Below are 16,398 nucleotides of genomic sequence, written 5' to 3' on the forward strand. Positions count from 1 at the left end.
AGTGACCGACGGACCTGACTCAGGCCGCAGCGATCGTGAGAGGCTGACGTTACGAGAGAGCCGGTCCGGAGGAGGCGTGCTGAGGTCATGACCGTCAATGAGGTCGGAGACGTACCCGCGCCCGGCACGTCTTCGCCGATCGGACTGCCTGATCTGCTCGCGGCGGCGGTGTGCGTGGTCGATGAGCGGGGCGTCATCAGCGCGGTGAACGCGCAAGCCGAGCGGCTGTTCCGGCGGGCCGCCGCCGATCTCGTCGGCCGGGACCCGCATGACCTGCTGCACCGCGACCGGCACGGCCAGCCGCTGGCCAGGGCGCAGTCCCGACTGGTGGAGGCGTTCCTGGCCCGCCGCACGGGGGCCGGCAGCGGCTGGTTCGCCCGCGGCGACGGGTCGCTGGCCGAGCTCTGCTGGCTGGTCACGCCGTGCTCGGCGATGAGCGCCGGCGAGGACACCGCGGTGATCTTCTACGAGGGTGACCCGCTGGCCCGGACCGTCGATCCGCCGCCGCGCGGCGACAGGTCGACCCTGCCGGAGCTGGAGCGGCTGGCGCTGCTCGCCGAGACCACCACCCAGCTGACCTCGACCCTCGACAGCGACGAGGCGCTGCGCCGGCTGGTCCGCCTGGTGATACCCCGGCTCGCGGACTGGGCGGTGGTCGACCTGATCACCGAGGTCGACGAGGTGGAGCGGACCATCGTGGTGCACCACGAGGACGGCGTGTTCGTCCATCGGGAGGACCTCCAGGGGCCGATGCCGCCGGTGCCGGCCGAGTCGCCGATGCCGCTGTCGCGGGCGCTGCGCGGCGCGGCGTCCACCCTGGTGACGCCCATGACGTACCAGGGGCCGCCGGACTCCGGCATCGCCATCGAGCAGCGGCGCCTCTTCGAGGCGACGGGCATGCACTCGGCGGCGATCGCCCCGATCCGGGGGGTACGGGACGTGCTGGGCGCGCTGACGCTGGGCCGCTCCAAACACCCCGACCCGATGACCCCGGCGGACCTGTCGCTGCTGGAGGACATCACCCGCCGTACCGGGCTCGCCCTGGACAACGCCCGGCTCTACCAGCGGCAGCGCAAGGTGGCCGAGACGATGCAGCGCCATCTGCTGCCGCAGCTCCCGTCGGTGCCGGGGCTCCAGATGACCGCGCGGTACGTGCCCTCGCCGGACGATTCGCAGGTCGGCGGCGACTGGTACGACGCCTTCACCCTGGCCGACGGCACGACGGCACTGGTGATCGGCGACGTGGTCGGCCACGACCTGGACGCGGCGGCGGGGATGGCACAGGTCCGCAGCATGCTCCGCGCCTACGCCTGGGCGAACCGGGAGCCGCCCAGCGTGATCATGCGCCAGTTGGAGGAGTCGGTCACCCATGTCGCGGGGGTGCCCATGGCAACGCTGGTCTTCGGCGTCGTGGCCCGGGCTCCCGACCGCTCCTGGACGCTGACCTGGACCAACGCCGGCCATCCGCCGCCGCTGCTGGTCACCCACGACGGGCAGGCCCGCTATCTGATCGAGGGGCACGGAATCCTGCTGAGCACCGGCCTCACCTCCGTACGCGGCGACGCGTCCATCACCCTCCCGCCGCGCTCGACGCTGGTCCTCTACACCGACGGTCTGGTGGAGAGCCGCGACCACCCGATCGACGACGGTCTGGAGCGGCTGCGCAAGCACGCCGCCTCACTGGCCCACCGCCCGCTGACCGCCTTCACCGATCTGCTGCTGGAGCGCGCGCGGCCGACCGGCAACGACGACGACGTGGCGCTGCTCGCGCTGCGCACCCCGGCCGAGGACGGTCCGGCGGGCTGACCGGGTCGCGGGGAGCGGTCCCGGGGAATGGTCCCAGGAACGCTCCCGGAGGATGGTCCCGCGGCCGGATCGCCCCGGACGCTCCCCGAGCGTGGTGCTGGGACGTGTTTTAGAAGTAGCGTTGTCCGCCCGCAGGGCGGGGCTCACGGCGTCTGGTGCTCCCCCAGACTTCGTCCGGGGGTACCCCCAGATCGCAAGGGCGGTGGGGGCACCCCCAGCGGTAGCTGGGGGAGGTCGTCCTCGTAGTGGGCCTACTCGGACGAGCCCGACAACGCAGCTGGGGGTACCTCCCAGCGTTAGCTGGGGGAGTGCGTGCCAGGCGCCGTGAGACTGGGGGCACCTCCCAGCGGTAGCTGGGGGAGGGACTTCTAAAACACGCCCTAGGCGGCGCTGCTCAGGGGCCGGTCGGGCCGGCAGACCGGGCAGGGGGCGACCTCGGTCCGCTCCAGCGCCGCCCGCGCCTCCTCGCTGGTGACCGGGCGGGAGACATCGCGGACGGCGCGGCAGTCGCCGCGGTGGACGATACGGGCCGGGCCCTTCTCGGTCCGGAAGTAGACGGGTTCCTCGATCCGCCACCGCGCTTCGACGCCGTGCCGGACGGTCGGCACCGCGTCGTACTCCTGTCCGTCCACCGGTTCACAGACCTGGGCGGGTGCCCGGAAGTCGACGGCGGCGGGCAGGGCCAGGATCCGGCCGGGCTCGCTGCTCTGTCCCGGCAGATGGATCTGGAGGTCGTACCACCAGGTGCCGTCGGCCTCCTTGCGGCGCCCCTTGACCACGGCGTAGAGGCGCTGGCCGTCGGGCAGCCGTACGCGCACCAGGGGTCCGTCGGCCCGCGGCAGGTCAGGGACCCGGCGGCGGTCGTCGGCGTTGTCGTTCCCGGTCATACTTCGGATATTAGTTCGAATTTCCCCCGGGCGGCGACAGCGGACCTCACTTCAGCAGGGTCCCCGCGTCGATGGTGAGCGAGGAACCAGTGGTGTGCTTGTTACGCATGAGGTAGAGGAACGCCTCGGCGACATCGGCCGGCTCGCCGACCCGGTCGAGCAGGCCGCCCTTCGCCACCGACTCGTACAGGCTCTCCCTGGCGGCGTCCGCCAGCCCGCGCCACATCTCGGTGCGGATGATCGCCGGGACCACCGCGTTGACCCGGATGGGAGCGAGGTCGGCCGCGAGCGCGCGGGTCAGCCCCTCGATGGCGCTGAGCACACTGGAGACGACGACCGTACGGCCCTGCGGCCGGTTGGAGGCGATACCACTGGTCAGCACGATCGACCCGCCGGGCCGGATCCGCGGCGCGCCGTACTTGGCCGCCGCCAGGGCGCCGAAGTAGCGGATCTCGAAGAACCGGCGGGCCGCCGCGATGTCGGTGGCGGCCAGCGACCCGTTGATCAGTGGCTCGCCCGCAGTGTAGACGAGGTGGTCGAAGGCGCCGACCCGCTCGAAGAAGCCGCGCACGTCCGCCTCGTCGGCGACGTCCACCGACTCGCCGCCGGCGTCCGCGCCCAGTTCGGAGACCGCTTGCCGCACCCCGGCCGGGGTACGGGAGGCCACCACGACCGACGCCCCTTCGGCGGCCGCCGCCCGGGCCACGGCGAACCCAAGGCCCGAGGTTCCGCCGATGATGACAACGCGCTTGCTTTTCACGTCTGCTTCCCCGCTCCGCCAGTGCTCGAATCCGTCAGCCCATTTTCACCCACTTTGGGATGATGTGCCGCTACGGAGCGACTTTGGTCGGGTGGCGGGGTCGGCCCCCGACCGGCCGGATCATTACGGCGCCTCGGGCTCCTTCACCGGCTCCGGTCCCTTTCCCGGCTTCTGCTTCCTGCCCCGCTCGGTCGCCGGGGCGCCGCCGTGGACGTAGAGCTGGCGGCGGTCGCCGATGTCGATCTGGTGGGGCAGCGGCAGCTCGTACCGCACCGGCCGCTGATGGTCGGCGAGTTGGCGCGCCGGGTTGTAGACGCTGTTGAACTTCCAGAGCATCCTGGCGAAGTTGGTCTGGCCGCGGAGCAGGTTGCCGCTGAGCACCCGCATCGCGCCGAGCGCCGTCCGCAGTCCCAGGTGCTTGCGGTTGATCACCGCCTGGGTGCGCACCAGTTCCCGGTAGAAGACGTCGAGTGGCAGGGCCGTCGGTACGACCGCGTGCTGGATGTCGAACAACCGGTAGTCCCGGGTGGTGAGCCGCCGCGCCTCGGTGTGCCAGATCTCCGTTCCCGGGTAGGGCGTCATCACGGTGAGATGGACGATTTCCGGTACCGACAGGGCGAACTCGCGCACCACCCGGAAGCGCTCCTCGTCCCAGGCCGGGTCCACGATGAGGTTGATCGCCACCGTGATGCCGAGCTTCCGGGCGGCTTCGAGCGCGCGGAAGTTGTCGTCGGGGCTGACCCGCTTGCGGTAGAGGTCCAGGCCCTCGGCGTCGATGGCCTCCATGCCGAGGAACATGTAGCTCAGGCCCAGCTTCGCCCAGCGCTGGAAGACCTCCTCGTTGCGCAACAGCACATCGCTGCGGGTCTCCAGGTAGTAGCGCTTGCGGATCTTCCGGCGTTCCAGCTCGGCGGCGATGCCATGGCCGTGCTCGGGGCGGATGAAGGCCACGTCGTCCACGATGAAGACGTTGGGTTCCCTGATGCTCGCCATCTCCTCGCCCGCCGCCTGCGGGGACGCCTTGCGGTAGCTGCGGCCGTAGAAGGTCCAGGCGGAGCAGAAGGAGCAGTCCCAGGGGCAGCCGCGGGTGAACTCGATCGACGCGCACGGGTCGAGTTCACCGATGAAGTAGCGGCGCCGGTTGCGCATGAGATCGCGGGCCGGGAGCGGGGAGTCGATGCTGTGCAGCATGCGCGGCTCAGGGCCGCGGCCGGTCAGGGTCACCAGGCCGGGCACCCCGTCGATGCCGCCGTCACGTACCGCTTCCAGCAGCGGGGCGACGGCCGGTTCGCCCTCGCCGCGGACCACCGCGTCGACCGCTCCCTCCGCCTGCTCCAGGACGTCGTCGGCCACGAAGGAGACGCTGTGGCCGCCGAAGAAGACAAAGCAGCCGGGGACGGAGACCTTGGCCTCCCGGGCGATGTCGATGGCTTCCGGGATGTTGGCCAGGTAGTTCAGCGAGATGCCGAGAGCCTCGGGACGGAAGGAGGTCAGCTCCGCGTCGAGTGCGGCCCGCGGCGACACCTGGAGGTCCACCACCCGTACCTCGTGCCCGGCGTCGCGGGCCGCGCCGGCCACCCGTTCCAGACCGAGCGGCTCCAGCCGCAGGAAGATCTCCGAGTACATCAGGGCACTCGGGTGGACGAGCAGCAGACGCATGGTCACCTCGACGATCGGCGGAGCGGCCACCGTTGGGCACGCGCCCGAAACGGCCACAATGGGAGATAAATCCAGCTATTCCGTCATTGTGGCGTTTGTGCCGCGAAGCGCGGCGGGGCGCGCGGGCGCGACACGGGAACCGACTCGGCTGGGTGCGGTGGACGCGCCGATCGGGGCGGCGGCCTGATGGCGGGCCCCAGGGGTCGGCGCGGGCGTCCCGCCGCCGGGGTGTGCTCACCCGGCGGACGTGAGGGCGACGTGGTGAGGCGATGAGCGCGTTGCGGTGTGCGGGCCGGCGGGCCCAGCGGGTACGACGGGTCAGCGGCCCATCGGGTCAGCCGGTCGTCGGGCCCGAGAGCTGAGGGCAGCTCAGCGGGCGGCGTCTTCCCGAGCCTGCTGCTTCTCCTTGATGCGGGCCTCCTCCTTGCGCACGTCGGCCTGGGTGGCGCGTTCCTTCACCAGCCACTCCGGGAGATCACGCTTCAGCGCCTCGATCTGCTCGGTGGTGAGTGCCTCGGTGACGCCGCCACGGGCCAGCCCCGCGATGGAGACGCCCAGCTTCGCCGCGACCACCGGCCGGGGGTGCGGGCCGTTGCGCCGCAGCTCGGTCAGCCACTGCGGCGGGTCGGTCCGCAGCGCGGTCAGTTCGTCACGCGAGACCACGCCCTCCTGGAACTCGGCGGGGGTGGCCTGGAGGTATACGCCCAGCTTCTTCGCCGCCGTGGCGGGCTTCATCGTCTGGGCGGTCTGCGAGGGCGTCATGACGACCAGGGTATCGACCCTGTGCGATGCCGCCGACCACGACCGGTAATCTGCCGGAGTGACAGGCGCGGAAGTACCCCCTTCGTTCCGGCTCGCGTACGTCCCCGGCGTGACGCCGGCCAAGTGGGTGCGGATCTGGCAGGAGCGGTTGCCCGCGGTCCCGCTGACCCTTGTCGCCGTGCCCGCCGCCGAGGTGGCGCAGTCGCTGCGGGACGGCGACGCCGACGCGGCGCTGCTGCGGCTGCCGGTCGACCGGACGGAGTTCAGCGCGATCCCCCTCTACACCGAGACCACCGTGGTCGTGGTGCCGAAGGATCACGTGGTGGCGGCGGTCGAGGAGGTGGCCACCGAGGATCTCGCGGACGAGATCGTGCTGCGTCCCCTGGACGACACCCTTGAGTGGGTGCGGCCGCCGGGACAGCCCGCCAAGGAGCGGCCGGCTACGACGGCCGACGCATTCGAGCTGGTGGCGGCGGGGGTGGGGCTGCTCGTCGTCCCGCAGTCGCTCGCCCGGCTGCACCACCGCAGGGATCTCACCTATCGGCCGCTGGTCAAGTCCGCCGAGTCTCCCGAGTCGCACGTGGCCCTGTCCTGGCCGCAGGACGAAACCACCGACCTGGTCGAGCAGTTCATCGGCATCGTGCGCGGGCGGACGGTGAACAGCACCCGGGGCCGCCCGGCACCCGCCCAGCCGCCGGCCGAGGCTCCGGCGAAGGACAAGCGCGGCGGGTCCGGCGAGGCACGGCGCAAGCCGGCGCCGGGAAAGTCGGGCGGCGGCAAGAACGCGCGGAGCGCGGCCGGCTCCCCCAAGCCCGCCAAACGCGGCAAGCCCCGCCGCCGGTCCTGACGACCTTCTCCCCGACGCGTTTCCTCGCCCTCCCGGGCCCGCACCCGCCCCGTCAGCACCGCGACCACCCACCGGTCGCGCGGTGGCCGAGCGCGCAGTTCCCCGCGCCCCCTTGGTTGCCGCGCCGCGCCGCAGGCCCCGGGTGCCTGCCGAGCGGGGCACGCCGGCCCAAAGAGGCGCGTGCGGAACCCCAAGGGGCGCGGGGAACTGCGCGCGCAACCACACACCCACCCGTAGACAACCACCAGCCCCCGCCAGGCACGACCGGGCCCGCCGGCCAAGCAAACGCGCCAGAACCCCCAGGGGCGCGGGGAACTGCGCGCACAGCCACGCACGCACCGGCAGACAGTCACCGCACCCCCGGTGGGGAGGGGCGTTCCTCAAGACGGGCCGCGCTGCTATGTTCGGAGTTCGGAAGGTTAACAAACTCGGAGCGAGCCGAGCGGAACCAATGGAAGCGCGGGCCGGGCGCCCGCTCGGGGTCCGCCCCGCGCTCACACCGCATCGCCAGCCAGCCAGCCCACAACGGAGGCCCGTATGCCGACCCCATCCACGCCGTCCCCCTGGGACGGCGCGCTCTTCATCGGCGGAGAATTCGTCCCCGCCGAGGACGGCCGCACCTCGGCCGTCCTGGACAAGGCGCGGCAGGAACCGCTCGGCACGGCCGGCTGGGCCTCGCCCGGCGACCTCGACCGGGCGGCGCGGGAGGCCGCGGTCGCCGGAAGGGCCTGGGCCGGGACCGACTTCGGCACCCGGGCGGACCTGCTGCGTGACGTCGCCGAGCGACTCCGCGCCCGCTCCGCCGAGTTCGGCGACCTCATCGTGCGCGAGACCGGCTCGATCCCGGGCAAGGCCGCGTACGAGGTGGCCGGCGCCATCGACGAGCTCTATCAGGCCGCCGAGCTCGCGGGCTCGGTCCGCGCCGAGACGCTGCCCTCGCGCGCCCCCGGCCGGGAGAGCGTCGCCGAGCGGGTCCCGCTCGGCGTCATCGGGGTGATCACCCCGTGGAACTTCCCGCTGGTGCTGGCGATGCGCGTGCTGGCCCCGGCGCTCGCGGTGGGCAACGCCGTGGTGCTCAAGCCCTCGCCGCACACCCCGCTGAGCGGTGGGCTGCTGCTCGCCGACCTCTTCGCCGCCGCCGGGCTTCCGGCGGGCGTGCTCCAGGTGGTGCCGGGCGGGCAGGACACCGGCGAGGCGCTCACCGCCCACCCGGACATAGCGATGGTCCACTTCACCGGGTCGAGCGCGGTCGGTCGCACCATCGCCCGGGAGGCCGGCGGCCGGCTGAAGAAGGTCTCGCTCGAACTGGGCGGCAACAACGCCCTGATCGTGCTGGACGACGCCGACCTGGCGCAGGCCGGGCAGATCGGCGCCTGGTCCGCCTTCCACTACCAGGGCCAGACCTGCATCACCGCCGGGCGGCACATCGTGCTCCGCCCGGTCTTCGACCGCTATGTCGCCGACCTCGCCGAGCGGGCCGCCCGCATCACCGTCGGCGACCCGGCGCGGGACGCGGTCGGCCTCGGCCCGATGATCAGCACCGAGCAGCGCGAACGGGCCCGGGACCTGCTGGCGCGAGCGGTCGAGGCGGGTGCGACGGTCGTCGAGGGCGGCGACGGTGACGGCCTCTTCCACCGGCCGACCGTGGTCACCGGGGTCACCCGCGACATGGCCCTGTGGACCGAGGAGATCTTCGCCCCGATCGCGCCGGTGCTGGCGGTCGACAGCGAGGAGGAGGCGCTGGCCGTGGCCAACGAGACCTCGTACGGCCTGGTCGACGCCGTCCTGACCGGCGATCCGGAGCGGGGCCGCCGGCTGGCCCGGCGCCTGGGCTCGGCCATGGTGCACGTCAACGACACGACCTGCCTGGACGAGGCGCGGGCGCCGTTCGGCGGCCGGGGCGCGTCAGGTCTCGGCGGGCGCTCGGGCGGCGAGTCCAACCTGCACGAATTCACCGAGCTGCGGTGGCTGACGGTCCAGCACGAGCCGGTGGCGTACCCGTACTGAGGGCCGCGGCGCGGGCGGTCGAGCGGCCGGCGCGGTCCGGTGGGGCGGTGGTCCGGTGGCCCGAGCGGGCTCCGGGCCGCGCCCGACCGCCGTTCCCATCGCCCCCGTACGCGAGTGTCCCGCCCGCACCGGCGTCGTCGTCGGATGGAGGGCGTACGAACCCGCCGCTCACGCCATCGAGTCGAGCGCCCGGGTGACGGCGAGATGCACCGCGCCGAGCAGGGTGGCGCGGTCGCCGAGACCGCCGACGGTCACCTCGGTGTCCCAGGTCAGCGCCTGGACCGTACGGCGGACCTCGGGCAGTACGAGCTGGTTCTGGCCCACCCCGCCGCCCAGTACGACCAGGCCCGGGTCGACCAGGGCGACCACCGCGGCCACCAGCCGGCCGATGTCCGCCGCGTGCTGGTCCACCACCCGGCGGGCGACGGCGTGCCCGTCCGCCGCCGCCTCGAACAGGGCTTTGGCGTCGCGCGGCAGCGGCCCGGCCCCCGAGGCCGGCCAGGCGCCCGCGCAGCGTTCCATCAACGCGTCCGAGCCGAGGAACTGTTCGAGCCCGGCCCGGCTCGGCCGCTGGGCGGCCGACCACGGGAACGGCAGCATCGCCGCCTCCCCCGCCGCGCCACTGGCACCACGCATCAGCCGGCCGTCGAGCACGATGCCCACACCGATCTTCACGCCCACCTGGATGTACGCGAACATCTGCCGGTCGCGGGCCACGCCGAACCGGTGCTCGGCGACGGCCGCGCAGTTGACGTTGTTCTCCACGGTCACCGGCACACCGTCGGGCACCGGCAGGGTGTCGCCGATCCTGACCGTGCCGTCCGGCCGCAGACCGCCGCCGCGTTCGGTGCTGGGAAGGGTCGGGGCGGCCACCACCACCTCGCGCAGCGGGCCGTGGTGTCCCGCGACCTCGTCGCGCACCCTGCGGACCACGCCCGCGGCGGCGGTCGCGGCCTCGGGGGTGACGGTGGGGTGGCCGGCCGGCAGCCGCTCCTCGGCGGCGCCGATCTCCTGGCCGTCGAGGCTGAACGCGGCGGCCCGTACGCCGGTCGCGCCGATCTCCACGCCCAGGACGTGGCCGGCCGTGGGGGCGAGCGAATAGAGCACCGCGCTGCGTCCGGTGGCCCCCCGCGAACTGCCCCGGCCGGCCACCAGGCCAAGCCGGGAGAGTTCCGCCATGGCCACCGACATCGTGGGCCGGGAGAGCGCGAGCACCGTGCTGAGCTGCGGGCGGGTCGCCGGGCCGTCGACGGCCAGGGCGCGCAGCACGGATCGCGCGCTGGCGGGCAGCTCGAAGCGGTCGATGCCGACGGTCGTGTCCATCGTGTCCCTCGTGAGGCGGGCTCCGGCAGGGCGGGAGCGATCCGGCGGTTCCGGATCCCGCCGCGCCGGATGCGCGATGAGTAAAGTTACCGGATCTGCCCTTGGTGGGCCGCCGTGTGTTCGGTAGGTTGCCGAACATCGGCGTCTCCGGGGCCCGCGGGGTCCTGTCCGTGCCTCGTCTAAAGCGCCATCGTGGCTGAGCGCGCAGTTCCTCGCGCCCCTGACGGGGCACGATCCGCCCGACCCGCAGCGCTCCGCACCCCGAAGCCAAGCCCCTGCGGGATTCCCCCGCCGTATTCGGGCAAAATGGGGCTTGTGGCGAACAAACGCAGTGCGGGGATTCTTCTCTTCCGTCGCGGTCATGGGGTGGACGGAGCGCTCGAAGTGCTCCTCGGCCATATGGGTGGGCCGTTCTGGGCGCGACGGGACGCGGGGGCCTGGAGTGTCATCAAGGGGGAGTACGGACCCGACGAGCCGCCGCAAGACGCGGCCCGGCGGGAGTTCAGGGAGGAACTCGGCCTGCCGGTGCCGGGCGGCGAGCTGCTTCCGCTCGGTGAGACCCGGCTGTCCGGCGGCAAGGTGGTGACCGTGTGGGCGCTGCGGGGTGACCTCGATCCCGGTCAGGTCGTCCCCGGCACCTTCGAGATGGAGTGGCCGAAGGGGTCGGGGAAACTGGTGGAGTTCCCGGAGATCGACCAGGTGGCCTGGCTCGACCTCCGCCGGGCCCGGGAGAAGATCCTCACCGGCCAGCTTGTGTTCCTCGACCGGCTGGCCGAACTCGACGTCACCGCCTGAGGGATGCGGGCCGGCAGCCGGGGGTGGCCGGGGTACGCGCCCCGGCCACCCTCGGCTTCATCCGCCGCCTTGCCCCGCCCGGGGCAAGGCGGCCGACGGTGCGCCGGTCAGTAGGAGAACTGCTGGATCTGGCCGTCGTACGCCGCGTAGGTCCAGCCCGTGCGGGTCGACGGGTCGAGGTGGAGGGAGTTCATCAGTCCGCCGTGCACCAGCGGACCGCCGTGCGCGTCGATGGCGAATCCGTTCAGCGTGCGCACCACGGTGCCCGAGGTGAGGTCGATCAGCACCAGCTGCCCGGTCGCGTTGTTGTCGAGCACCACACCCTGCTGGGAGCCGAAGTAGGCGGTGCCGGCCGGGGAGGCGTACGCGACGACCGCGAGCTTGTGGGTGCCGTCGACCGCCAAGGCGCTCGGCACGCCCTGCCGGATGCCGATCGGGTCGCCCTGCTCGCCGGTCTTCTCGTCGAAGCCGGTCAGTACGCTGTTGGGCACGATCTTCGTGCTGATCGCGGTGGCCGACAGGTTGTAGAGCGTGCCGGCGCCGTCGGAGGCGAAGCCGTGGCTGCATCCGGAGGAGGAGCCGGCGCCGGTGACCGTGCGGGCGGCCAGGTCGACCCGTGCCACGGTGACCCCGCCGAGACAGATGAAGGCCGGAGCGCCCTTGGCCAGGTAGACGGCGCCGGTCGAGGTGTCGAAGTCCAGCAGGCTGTAGGTGCCGATCAGGAGACCAGGGTGCTGCTCACCCTCCTCACCTCGGGTCCGGCCCCGACCAGCGCCGACCAGCACTCTCCGGCCCCCACCAGCGCTGACCGGCTCCCACCAGCACTGACCGGACCTGGCGGTCAACCGACCGGCCCCGCCCGCCCCTGACCGGTCACACCAAACAGCGGGCTGCCCCGGAGCCGTGGCTCCGGAACAGCCCTCGTCGCGCGGCCGCGCCGCCGGCTCAGCCGCGCCGCTGGGCCCGCAGCCCCTCCAGCAGGCGCAGCCACACCTCACTGGCCGTGGGGTAGCTGGGCACCACGTGCCACAGCACGGAGAGCGGGATCCGGGCCACCACGGCGGTGGTCGCCGAGTGGACGAGTTCGGCGATGCCGAGGCCGACGAAGGTCGCCCCGACCACCGTGTCGCTGACCCGGTCGACCACCAGCTTCGCCCGGCCCACGTAGTCCTCGCGCAGGACATACGTGCCGGCGAGTCCCGCCATGTCGTACTCGACCGTCTCGACGTCGATCCCGGCTGCCCTGGCCTGCTGCTCGGTCATGCCGACGGAGCCGACCTCGGGGTCGGTGAAGGTCACCTGGGGGTTGCCGCGGTGCCCGTCGGCGGAGCTCAGCGCGCCGGACTGGACGCCGACCGGTGGCCGGCCGGTGGCCCGCGCGGCGATCACCTCGCCGGCCACCCGCGCCTGGTACTTGCCCATGTGGGTCAGGAGCGCGCGGCCGCAGACGTCCCCGACCGCGTAGAGCCAGTGGCCGCTCACCGCGCGTACGGCCTGCTCGTCGTCGACGTCCAGAAAACCGCCGGCGGGCAGGCCCACCGTCGGCAGCCCGATGTCCTCGGTGTTCGGGGTGCGGCCGGTGGCGACGACCAGCTCGTCCGCGGTGAGTTCGGTGCCGTCGTCCAGTCGGACGGTGACCTCGCCGCCGTGCGGGCGGCCGAAGCCGGTGTCGCGCGGGGCCTCACGCCGTACGGCGGTGATCGACCGGCCGGGGAGGAGCCGCACTCCGGCGTCGCGCAGCCGCTCCTCGATCATCGGCCCGACGAAGGGCTCGGCCCGCGGCAGCAGGTGCGCGTCGCGGTTGACGACGGTCAGTTCCGCCACGCCCAGTGCCTTCAGCCAGGTCATCGACTCGGCGGCGACCACGCCTCCGCCCAGGATGATGACCCGGCGCGGTACCTCCTGAAGATGGGTGACGTCTCTGGAGACCCACGGCAGGGCCTCGCTCATCCCCGGGATCGGCGGTACCGCCGGGCGGGAGCCGGTGTCGACCACCACCGCGTGCCGCGCGGTGAGCGTACGGGTGCCGCCGGCCGCCATCTCCACCCGCACCGTGCGTTCGCCGTCGAGCCGGCCGTACCCCCGGACGACATCGATGCCGGTGTCGAGCGCCCAGCGGACCTGGGAGGTGTCGTCCAGGTTGTTGATCACCACGTCGCGCCGGGCCAGCACCGCGGACACGTCCAGCTCCTTGCCGCTGACCAGGGAGGACATCCCCGGCAGGTGGCGAGCGGTGTCCATCACCTCGGCCGGGCGCAGCAGCGACTTGCTGGGCATGCAGGCCCAGTAGGAGCACTCGCCGCCGACCAGTTCGGCCTCGACCATCACGGCGTCCAGGCCGGAGAACTGCGTCGAGTACTGCGCCGCGTTCTCACCCGCCGCGGCGGCGCCCAGGACGATGACGTCCCAGGTGGAGCGGTCCGGGTCCACTGTCGCTGCCATCAGCCACGTCCTCGTCGTCGGATTGCGTCGGAAGACCACTCAAACATCGAAAGACCACGGGAACAGACCCAGGAGCCGCCCATACCAGCGCGGGCCCGCCTGATCCCGTCAAGGATCGGGTGGGTCCGCGGTGCCCCTCGCTCGGCAGCGGCGCGCGCCTACTCCTCGCGCTCGTACTCCGCCTGGGCTCGCTGGTCGTCGAGATCGTTCTGGGCGCACTCGTACAGGTCGCGCACGAACTCGGCGGCGCTCTTCTCGTCGGAGTCTCCGGTGAGGTCCTGTAGCTGCTTGGCCCATGTCTCAGCGGGTTCTGTCATAGCGGTCTCCAACCCGAAAGCGACGTCGTTATATGTCCATACAGACCATAATGCCCATATTTGGCAGGATACGCTCCCTTCCGCCGAGGTGACGAGTCCTTGAACCGGCGCCCGCGACGCCGGAGTCCCCGGCCCCGGCCCCGCCGCCGTGCCCGCACCGCCGCTTCTTTGCCGTCCGGAGCGTGGCGGAGCGGGGTCCGGGCGTGCTGCACTGAACGGGGGACTCCGGCGGTCGCGACGAGGGAGCCGCACGTGTACCGACATGACAGCCAGGCCGGGCAGGAGAGCGCGGTTCGCCCGCTGCGGCGGGTGGAGCTGACCCCGGCCGCCGAGGCGCTGCTCCGGCAACTCGCCGAGCGCAACGGCCCACTGATGTTCCACCAGTCCGGCGGCTGCTGCGACGGCAGCTCACCAATGTGCTATCCGCGCGGCGAGTTCCGGGTGGGCGGCGCGGATGTGCTGCTCGGCCGGGTCGCCGGCGACACCCCCTTCTGGATGAGTGCCAACCAGTACGTGCACTGGCGGCACACCCATCTGACGGTGGACGTGGTGAAGGGGCGGGGCAGCGGATTCTCGCTGGAGGCCCCGGAAGGGGTGCGCTTCCTGCTCAGGTCGCGGCTGCTCACCGATGAGGAGCTGATCCTTCTCGAAGCGGAGCCGGCCCCGCCGACCGGTGCGGACCACCAGGAGACGCGCTGACCCGAGCGGCGGCGTGCGCGCGGCCCCGGACCGGTGCGCCTCAGCCCGGCAGGGTCGCGGCCCGGTCGGGGTCGAGCAGGCCGGCCAGCAGATCGCCCCGCTCGGCGATGCGCGTCGGCACGTCCCGGATGGTGAACGCCAGCTCCGCCGGGTCCCGGGCGGCGGCCACCTCGTCCCAGGAGATCGGCGCCGACACCCCGGGCGCCGACTGGGCCCGTACGGTGTAGGGCGCGGCGGTCGTCTTGCGCTGCGCGTTCTGCGACCAGTCGATGAAGACGCGGCCCGCCCGGTGGGCCTTGGCCATGGTCGACACGACCTGGCCGGGGTGGCGCGCCTGGAGTTCCTGGGCCACCCGCTTGGCGTAGGCGCTGGTGGACTTCGGGGTCGCCCGGCGGACCGCGGCAAGCAGATGCAGGCCCTTGGCGCCGCTGGTCTTGGCCCAGACCTCGATGCCGTCCTCGGCCAGCCGCTCCCGCAGCCGGAGGGCGACCTCGCAGCAGTCGACCACGGTACGGCCCTCGCCCGGGTCGAGGTCGAGCACCAGCCGGTCGGCGCGCTCCGGGGCCCCGGCGGGCCACTGGTGGACATGGATCTCGACACAGGCGAGGTTGCCGGCCCAGATGAGCGTGGCCAGGTCGTTGACCTGCACCTGTTCCATCGGCTCACCGCTGTGCCGGAGCTCCTCGGCCACGGTCACCCAGTCGGGCGTACCGGCCGGCGGCCGTTTCTGGAAGAAGCGCTGGCCCTCGACGCCGTCTGGGGTACGCACGAAGCTGGCCGCCCGGCCCCGGACATACGGCAGCAGGACGTCGGCGACGGTCGCGTAGTAGTGCAGCAGCTCACCCTTGGTGGTGCCGGTCCGCGGCCAGAGCACCCGGTCGAGGTTGCTGAGCGTGAGACGGCGGCCCTCGACCTCGGTGATCGGCATACGATAAAGATTCCATATGCCGACAAAAAGGACAGGCTATGCGCAGCGTCTGGTCGGGGAACCTGGCCTTCGGCCTGGTGTCCATCCCGGTGAAACTCGGGTCAGCGGTGTCGAGCCACAAGATCGGTTTCCGGCAGATCCATCTCACCGACAGCGGCCGGGTCCGCTATCAGAAGACATGTGAACTGGACGGCCAGGTGCTCTCGACCTCCGACATCGGCCGCGCCTTCGAGACCCCCGACCAACTGGTCGAGGTCACCGACGCCGAACTCCAGTCACTGCCGCTGCCCACCGCGAAGACCATCGAGGTCAGCGGCTTCCTCGAACTGAGTTCGGTCGACACCATGCAGTTCGACGCGCCCTACTTCCTCGCACCGGCCTCGCCCGCCGCCAACAAGCCGTACGTGCTGATGCGCGACGCGCTGGCGCGGACCGGGAAGGCGGCCGTCGGCAAGTTCGCCATGCGCAACTCCGAGCATCTCGCGCTGGTCCTCGCCCGGGACGACGTCCTGCTGCTCCAGACGCTGCGCTGGCCGGACGAGCTGAACTCCCCCGCCGAGGCCGCGCCCCGGGGCAATGTGAAGATCACCGACTCCGAGCTGCGGCTGGCCGACACCTTGATCGAGGCGCTGGGCGAGGCGGATCTGGAGGAGTACCACGACGAGTACGCGCAGGCGGTGGAGGCGCTGGTCGCCGCGAAGCTGGAGGGCGCGGAACCGCCCACCGCGCGGCGCGAGGGCGGCGGCCAGGTCGTCGACCTGATGGCGGCGCTCCAGGCGTCGGTGGACCAGGCGCGCGGGGGTGAGCGCGGTGGCGGCAGGGGAAGGGGCGAAGGGGGCGATGGCGGCGAGGGAGACGAAGCGTACGGCGGAGACGCAGAGGAAGAGGAGTCCGCGGACGCGACCGTGCACGAGCTGAAGTCCTCCGGACGGAAGAAGGCCCCGGCCAAGAAGGCACCCGCGAAGAAGAGGGGCGGCGGCGCCTCGGAGGGTGCCAAGACGAGCGGCTCCAAGGCGGCGGCCTCGAAGAAGACGGCGGCCAAGAAGAGCGCCGCCAAAAAGGCGCCGGCCAAGAAGGCCGCGCCCCGCCGCCGTACGGGATAAGGCCAACGGGAGCCGGTCACCGGACCCCGGGCCACCCCCGCTGCCCACCGGGTGAAACGGGGT

Annotated in this window: 15 protein-coding genes; 6 read left to right on the plus strand and 9 right to left on the minus strand. The window is 72.5% G+C overall.

Annotated features, from left to right (window positions below; translation table 11 throughout):
• Positions 1-87 precede the first annotated feature (87 nt).
• Complete coding sequence (locus OG519_RS02680; protein WP_405578076.1) at positions 88-1,806, plus strand: SpoIIE family protein phosphatase; 1,719 nt, start codon at positions 88-90, stop codon at positions 1,804-1,806.
• A 380-nt stretch (positions 1,807-2,186) separates the two neighbouring features.
• On the opposite strand, the gene OG519_RS02685 is transcribed toward OG519_RS02680, so the two are convergent.
• The 4 genes from OG519_RS02685 to OG519_RS02700 form a co-directional block, all read right to left on the minus strand.
• Positions 2,187-2,693: a DUF6233 domain-containing protein gene (locus OG519_RS02685; RefSeq protein WP_405578078.1), complete on the minus strand. Its 507-nt coding sequence runs from the start codon at positions 2,691-2,693 to the stop codon at positions 2,187-2,189.
• 46 nt (positions 2,694-2,739) lie between these two features.
• On the minus strand, positions 2,740-3,453 hold the full coding sequence (locus tag OG519_RS02690; protein WP_405578080.1) for an SDR family oxidoreductase: 714 nt from the start codon (positions 3,451-3,453) through the stop codon (positions 2,740-2,742).
• A 123-nt stretch (positions 3,454-3,576) separates the two neighbouring features.
• Positions 3,577-5,112: a hopanoid C-3 methylase HpnR gene (gene hpnR, locus OG519_RS02695; RefSeq protein WP_405592420.1), complete on the minus strand. Its 1,536-nt coding sequence runs from the start codon at positions 5,110-5,112 to the stop codon at positions 3,577-3,579.
• A 369-nt stretch (positions 5,113-5,481) separates the two neighbouring features.
• Positions 5,482-5,874 (minus strand): DUF5997 family protein, encoded by a 393-nt coding sequence (locus OG519_RS02700; RefSeq protein WP_405578082.1) that lies wholly within the window; start codon positions 5,872-5,874, stop codon positions 5,482-5,484.
• Between the two features lie 58 nt (positions 5,875-5,932).
• On the opposite strand from OG519_RS02700, the gene OG519_RS02705 reads away from it, so the two are divergent.
• Both OG519_RS02705 and OG519_RS02710 read left to right on the plus strand, forming a co-directional pair.
• Positions 5,933-6,721, plus strand: coding sequence for a LysR family transcriptional regulator substrate-binding protein (locus tag OG519_RS02705; protein WP_405578084.1), 789 nt, complete (start codon positions 5,933-5,935; stop codon positions 6,719-6,721).
• Between the two features lie 537 nt (positions 6,722-7,258).
• Entirely contained in the window at positions 7,259-8,728 is a 1,470-nt protein-coding gene (locus OG519_RS02710; protein ID WP_405578087.1) for an aldehyde dehydrogenase family protein, read from the plus strand.
• 168 nt (positions 8,729-8,896) lie between these two features.
• Here the strand turns inward: OG519_RS02710 and OG519_RS02715 are convergent, their stop codons facing one another.
• Entirely contained in the window at positions 8,897-10,051 is a 1,155-nt protein-coding gene (locus OG519_RS02715) for an ROK family protein (protein WP_405578090.1), read from the minus strand.
• A 315-nt stretch (positions 10,052-10,366) separates the two neighbouring features.
• On the opposite strand from OG519_RS02715, the gene OG519_RS02720 reads away from it, so the two are divergent.
• Positions 10,367-10,846 (plus strand): NUDIX domain-containing protein, encoded by a 480-nt coding sequence (locus tag OG519_RS02720; RefSeq protein ID WP_405578093.1) that lies wholly within the window; start codon positions 10,367-10,369, stop codon positions 10,844-10,846.
• A gap of 107 nt (positions 10,847-10,953) precedes the next feature.
• On the opposite strand, the gene OG519_RS02725 is transcribed toward OG519_RS02720, so the two are convergent.
• The 3 genes from OG519_RS02725 to OG519_RS02735 form a co-directional block, all read right to left on the minus strand.
• Complete coding sequence (locus OG519_RS02725) at positions 10,954-11,631, minus strand: hypothetical protein (protein ID WP_405578096.1); 678 nt, start codon at positions 11,629-11,631, stop codon at positions 10,954-10,956.
• A gap of 160 nt (positions 11,632-11,791) precedes the next feature.
• A complete protein-coding gene (locus OG519_RS02730) occupies positions 11,792-13,288 on the minus strand; it encodes a dihydrolipoyl dehydrogenase family protein (protein ID WP_405578099.1) in 1,497 nt (498 codons plus the stop codon).
• A 158-nt stretch (positions 13,289-13,446) separates the two neighbouring features.
• On the minus strand, positions 13,447-13,605 hold the full coding sequence (locus OG519_RS02735) for a hypothetical protein (RefSeq protein WP_405578102.1): 159 nt from the start codon (positions 13,603-13,605) through the stop codon (positions 13,447-13,449).
• A gap of 252 nt (positions 13,606-13,857) precedes the next feature.
• On the opposite strand from OG519_RS02735, the gene OG519_RS02740 reads away from it, so the two are divergent.
• On the plus strand, positions 13,858-14,304 hold the full coding sequence (locus tag OG519_RS02740) for a DUF779 domain-containing protein (protein ID WP_405578104.1): 447 nt from the start codon (positions 13,858-13,860) through the stop codon (positions 14,302-14,304).
• 40 nt (positions 14,305-14,344) lie between these two features.
• On the opposite strand, the gene ligD is transcribed toward OG519_RS02740, so the two are convergent.
• Complete coding sequence (ligD, locus tag OG519_RS02745; protein ID WP_405578107.1) at positions 14,345-15,232, minus strand: non-homologous end-joining DNA ligase; 888 nt, start codon at positions 15,230-15,232, stop codon at positions 14,345-14,347.
• Between the two features lie 38 nt (positions 15,233-15,270).
• Here ligD and OG519_RS02750 point away from each other — a divergent pair, with 38 nt between their 5' ends.
• Positions 15,271-16,335, plus strand: coding sequence for a Ku protein (locus OG519_RS02750; protein ID WP_405578110.1), 1,065 nt, complete (start codon positions 15,271-15,273; stop codon positions 16,333-16,335).
• The last annotated feature ends 63 nt before the right edge of the window (positions 16,336-16,398 follow it).

The organism is Streptomyces sp. NBC_01190 (assembly GCF_045039895.1).
Classification (GTDB): domain Bacteria; phylum Actinomycetota; class Actinomycetes; order Streptomycetales; family Streptomycetaceae; genus Actinacidiphila.

What these genes read in the sequence shown, in the direction of transcription:
- OG519_RS02680 (WP_405578076.1), top strand. Translation starts at nt 88, where the DNA reads ATGACCGTCAATGAGGTCGGAGACGTACCCGCGCCCGGCACGTCTTCG.
- OG519_RS02685 (WP_405578078.1), bottom strand. Translation starts at nt 2,693, where the DNA reads ATGACCGGGAACGACAACGCCGACGACCGCCGCCGGGTCCCTGACCTG.
- hpnR (WP_405592420.1), bottom strand. Translation starts at nt 5,112, where the DNA reads ATGCGTCTGCTGCTCGTCCACCCGAGTGCCCTGATGTACTCGGAGATC.
- OG519_RS02700 (WP_405578082.1), bottom strand. Translation starts at nt 5,874, where the DNA reads ATGACGCCCTCGCAGACCGCCCAGACGATGAAGCCCGCCACGGCGGCG.
- OG519_RS02710 (WP_405578087.1), top strand. Translation starts at nt 7,259, where the DNA reads ATGCCGACCCCATCCACGCCGTCCCCCTGGGACGGCGCGCTCTTCATC.
- OG519_RS02715 (WP_405578090.1), bottom strand. Translation starts at nt 10,051, where the DNA reads ATGGACACGACCGTCGGCATCGACCGCTTCGAGCTGCCCGCCAGCGCG.
- OG519_RS02730 (WP_405578099.1), bottom strand. Translation starts at nt 13,288, where the DNA reads ATGGCAGCGACAGTGGACCCGGACCGCTCCACCTGGGACGTCATCGTC.
- OG519_RS02735 (WP_405578102.1), bottom strand. Translation starts at nt 13,605, where the DNA reads ATGACAGAACCCGCTGAGACATGGGCCAAGCAGCTACAGGACCTCACC.
- ligD (WP_405578107.1), bottom strand. Translation starts at nt 15,232, where the DNA reads ATGCCGATCACCGAGGTCGAGGGCCGCCGTCTCACGCTCAGCAACCTC.
- OG519_RS02750 (WP_405578110.1), top strand. Translation starts at nt 15,271, where the DNA reads ATGCGCAGCGTCTGGTCGGGGAACCTGGCCTTCGGCCTGGTGTCCATC.